At 64.5% G+C, this 3,767-nt stretch carries 6 protein-coding genes; all 6 read left to right on the top strand.

Going from position 1 to position 3,767, the window contains the following annotated elements:
- The coding region (locus A2J02_RS17825) for a DUF4153 domain-containing protein (protein WP_156516276.1) at positions 1-366 on the top strand (366 nt) is incomplete at its 5' end.
- 40 nt (positions 367-406) lie between these two features.
- Positions 407-691, top strand: a complete 285-nt coding sequence (locus tag A2J02_RS17820; RefSeq protein WP_068051721.1) for a DUF6412 domain-containing protein — start codon at positions 407-409, stop codon at positions 689-691.
- A 62-nt stretch (positions 692-753) separates the two neighbouring features.
- Positions 754-1,092 carry a DUF6412 domain-containing protein gene (locus tag A2J02_RS17815; protein WP_068051718.1) on the top strand — a complete coding sequence of 113 codons (339 nt, stop codon included), beginning with the start codon at positions 754-756 and terminating at the stop codon, positions 1,090-1,092.
- Positions 1,093-1,155: 63 nt separating this feature from the next.
- Positions 1,156-2,058: a membrane protein insertase YidC gene (gene yidC, locus A2J02_RS17810; RefSeq protein WP_068051715.1), complete on the top strand. Its 903-nt coding sequence runs from the start codon at positions 1,156-1,158 to the stop codon at positions 2,056-2,058.
- Positions 2,059-2,190: 132 nt separating this feature from the next.
- Complete coding sequence (locus tag A2J02_RS17805; RefSeq protein ID WP_068051728.1) at positions 2,191-2,937, top strand: exodeoxyribonuclease III; 747 nt, start codon at positions 2,191-2,193, stop codon at positions 2,935-2,937.
- Positions 2,938-3,011: 74 nt separating this feature from the next.
- On the top strand, positions 3,012-3,767 hold a 756-nt coding region (trpS, locus tag A2J02_RS17800), incomplete at its 3' end, for a tryptophan--tRNA ligase (RefSeq protein WP_068051725.1).

Genomic DNA, 3,767 nt, shown 5'->3' with positions numbered 1-3,767 from the left:
ACGACGCTCAGATTGTTCGTCACGGCCGTCGAGTGGTGGCTGGGATCGGTGTTCGTACTGCTTCTGATCTCGGGCGCGCGGATGTCGGGGCGCTGGCTACCGAGAGCCGTGGGCGTCGGTGCGGTTCTGACCGTGCTCACGCTGGCGGCTCTGAATCCGGATGCGTACATCGCACGGCACAACGTCGATCGCTTCGAGCAGACCGGACGCATCGATACGTCCTACGTCGGTGGGTTGTCGTCCGACGCCGACGCGGAGCTCGAGCGACTGCCCGACTACGTTCGTCCCTGCGTGCAAGCCCGAGGTCCGGTGTTCGTCGGGGATACCTGGCACCTGTGCACGGACCCTTCGGTATCTGTACCCTGAGCAACGACTCGGGTTCGGTGGCACACCAGGGAGGTGCGGGATGAGATACCAGCGCATGGTCGTCACCTCGCTGCTCCTCGTGACGCTGTACCTGACGATGCCGACCGCAACCGCAGACGTGGCCCTGATTCTCGTCGCGGCGCTGGCAACGCTGATGCTGCTCGCGCACCGTGTCGATGTTCCGGCACTGCTGCGCCTGCTGCCGAACGTCGGCCCCGCCGCAGAAGAACGCCATCTGCGAGGCTCTTTCCGGCGTCAACATCGCCCGGATGCTCCGGGCCGCCCACAGCCACGAGCACCCGGTGCACTGGTGGGGGCGCTGTAGCTCGACAGTTCCCCCACGCCTTCGCAATCCGTTGTCCGCGAGGCTGTCCCAAGGAACTCAAGATGCTCGATTCTCGAACCCTTCACCTGGCGATTCGACGCTACGCCGGGACGCTGGTCGGCGTCCTCGCCGTCCTGCTAGTCGTCTTCGCCGTCGTCGACGCACAACCCGCCGCACAGATAGCGATGTTCGGTGCGCTGGTCGCGGCGTCCCTGGTCGTCCTCGGTGCGCGGTGCGACCTCGCCGTGATCGCACCGCTGTCGTTGTGCGCCGCAGGCGCGGACGGGCGGCGGCTTCGGGGATCGTTCCGCAGGCAACAGCAACCCGATGCGCCCGGTCGCCCCATGCCCAGAGCACCCGGTTCGGTCCACGGACCGGACCGGTGGCTCCAGTTCTCCTGAGCCACTGCGAGATCCGGTCGAGACGCCAACCGACCGACTTCTCTCAAAGTGAGGTGCTCCGCCATGCTCGATGTCGTCTACTATCCCGTCTCCGCGGTGCTGTGGTTCTGGCACAGAGTCTTCGGGTCCGTGCTCGGCCCCGACAACGGCTTCGCCTGGGCGTTGGCCGTGATATTTCTGGTCTTCACGCTTCGTGCGGTGTTGATCAAGCCGTTCGTCAGTCAGATTCGTTCCCAGCTCGCGATGAAGAGGCTCCAACCACAGATCAAGGCCGTGCAGAAGAAGTACTCCGGGGACCGTGCTCGACAGGCAACCGAAATGCGGAAGTTGCAGCAGGAACACGGTTTCAACCCCTTGATGGGGTGCCTGCCCCTGCTGGCGCAGGGCCCGGTGTTCATCGGCCTGCTGCACGTGCTGCGCTCGTTCAACCGTACCGGCACCGGATTCGGTCATCTCGGTATGACGGCGCAGGAAAATGCGAACACCGCGAACTACGTCTTCAGCGCCGCCGATGTGCAGTCCTTTCTCGACGCGCGGCTGTTCGGTGCGCCGATCTCTGCTGCTATGAACAGCTCGCGCGAGGTTCTGGAGGCATTCGGCCCGTTCGGGGGAGTGCCGTCGGTGTTGAGCATCGCGCTCGTCGCGGTCCCGTTGATGATCGTCGCTGCGGTGGCCACGCATCTGAACTCGCGGGCGTCCGTCGCTCGGCAGGACGCAGCGGCGCTGGCAAACCCGCAGACCGCGATCATGAACAAGCTCGTGCTCTGGGTGTTCCCGGCAGGCGTGCTCGTCGGTGGGCCGGTACTTCCGGTTGCGGTGTTGCTGTACTGGGTGAGCAACAACATCTGGACCTACGCCCAGCAGCACCTCGTCTACCGACGCATCGATCGAGAACCGACTACCTCGCCGGAGGTGACATCGGCGGTCACCGCCCCCAAGCCCGGGGCCAAGCCGAGGCATCCTTAGCAACCTCGCCGGAGGTGCCGCCGACGGAAGGCGAGCAGCCGACTGTCGGTGGGCTCGGCTACCGTCGTCGGCGTGCCGATCACTGTTTCCACTGTCAACGTCAACGGAATTCGCGCAGCTGTTCGCAAGGGCATGCTGCCATGGCTCGAGGCCACCGATGCCGACGTCATCTGCCTGCAGGAAACCCGCGCCAACGACGGGGAACTGACCAAGGCGTTGGCCCCGGCCCTCGATGCGGGCTGGCACCTGGCCTCGGCCGAGCCGTCCGCGAAGGGACGCAACGGGGTAGCCCTGCTGTCGAAGGCGGCTCCCGATGCGATTCGCACCGGCATCGGTGCCGCCGAATTCGCCGATGTGGGTCGCTACATCGAAGGCGACTTCGGCGATGTCACCGTGGCGAGCCTGTATCTGCCGTCGGGCGAGGTGGGTACCGAACGCCAGGACGAGAAGGAACGCTTCATGGCGGCGTTCGCGAAGTATCTGGCCAAGACGGCCAAGGCCGCGAAGTCCGACGATCGGGACGTGGTGGTGTGCGGCGATTGGAACATCGCCCACACCGAGGCCGATCTCAAGGCATGGAAGACCAACCGCAAGAACTCCGGCTTCCTGCCCGAGGAACGCGAGTGGTTGGCGCGGTTGCTCGCCGAGAAGGCACCGTGGACCGACGTCGTACGGGCTCTGCACCCGGGCGTCGAAGGTCCGTACAGCTGGTGGTCCTACCGCGGCAAGGCCTTCGACAACGACGCAGGGTGGCGGATCGACTATCAGTTGGCCACGAGCGATCTGGCCGAGCGCGCCAAGGAAGCGATCACCGAGCGGGCCGAGGCGTACGACCAGCGATGGTCCGATCATGCTCCGGTGACAGTGCGCTACCGCTAGAGCGGAGCCTGCGGAGTGACCCGTGTTGGCTAGGCAGGGAGTTGGCGTCGATGGGGTCGTGAAAAGATTGCCGTATGTCTTCCTCCGACTCCATCGACACTCCGCAAGGTCCGCGTCGGAGGGTGCTCTCCGGCATCCAACCGACTGCGGATTCGTTCCATCTCGGTAACTACCTGGGTGCGGTGCGGAACTGGGTGGAGTTGCAGGACGAGTTCGACGCGTTCTATTTCATTCCGGACCTACATGCGATCACCGTTCCGCAGGATCCCAAGGAGCTTCGCCGCCGCACCCGGGTGGCCGCGGCGCAGTTGCTCGCGGTAGGGATCGATCCGGAGAAGTCGACGCTGTTCGTGCAGAGTCAGGTGCCCGAGCATGCGCAGCTGGCGTGGGTTCTGAACTGCATCACCGGATTCGGCGAAGCAGCGAGGATGACGCAGTTCAAGGACAAGTCCGCCAAGCAGGGTCGCGATCACACCAGCGTCGGGCTGTTCACCTACCCGATTCTGCAGGCCGCGGACATTCTTCTCTATCGGCCGAATCTGGTGCCCGTGGGCGAGGATCAGCGGCAACACCTGGAGCTGACGCGCGATCTGGCGCAGCGTTTCAACACGCGATTCAAGAAGACGTTCGTCGTGCCCGATGCGCACATCATCAAGGGCACCGCGAAGATCTTCGATCTACAGGATCCCACCGCGAAGATGAGCAAGTCCTCGTCGAATCCGGCGGGCATCGTCAACATTCTCGACGATCCGAAGGTGTCGGCCAAGAAGATTCGGTCGGCAGTGACGGACAACGAACGCGACATCGTGTTCGATCCGGAGAACAAAGCG

The sequence above is a fragment of the Rhodococcus sp. EPR-147 genome (assembly GCF_001647185.1).
Lineage (GTDB): Bacteria > Actinomycetota > Actinomycetes > Mycobacteriales > Mycobacteriaceae > Rhodococcoides.
This window is presented reverse-complemented; position numbering and strand designations above follow the sequence as displayed.

Excerpts from the sequence above, each read along its gene's own strand:
- A2J02_RS17820 (WP_068051721.1), top strand. The coding sequence starts at position 407 with ATGAGATACCAGCGCATGGTCGTCACCTCGCTGCTCCTCGTGACGCTG.
- A2J02_RS17815 (WP_068051718.1), top strand. The coding sequence starts at position 754 with ATGCTCGATTCTCGAACCCTTCACCTGGCGATTCGACGCTACGCCGGG.
- yidC (WP_068051715.1), top strand. The coding sequence starts at position 1,156 with ATGCTCGATGTCGTCTACTATCCCGTCTCCGCGGTGCTGTGGTTCTGG.
- A2J02_RS17805 (WP_068051728.1), top strand. The coding sequence starts at position 2,191 with ATGCTGCCATGGCTCGAGGCCACCGATGCCGACGTCATCTGCCTGCAG.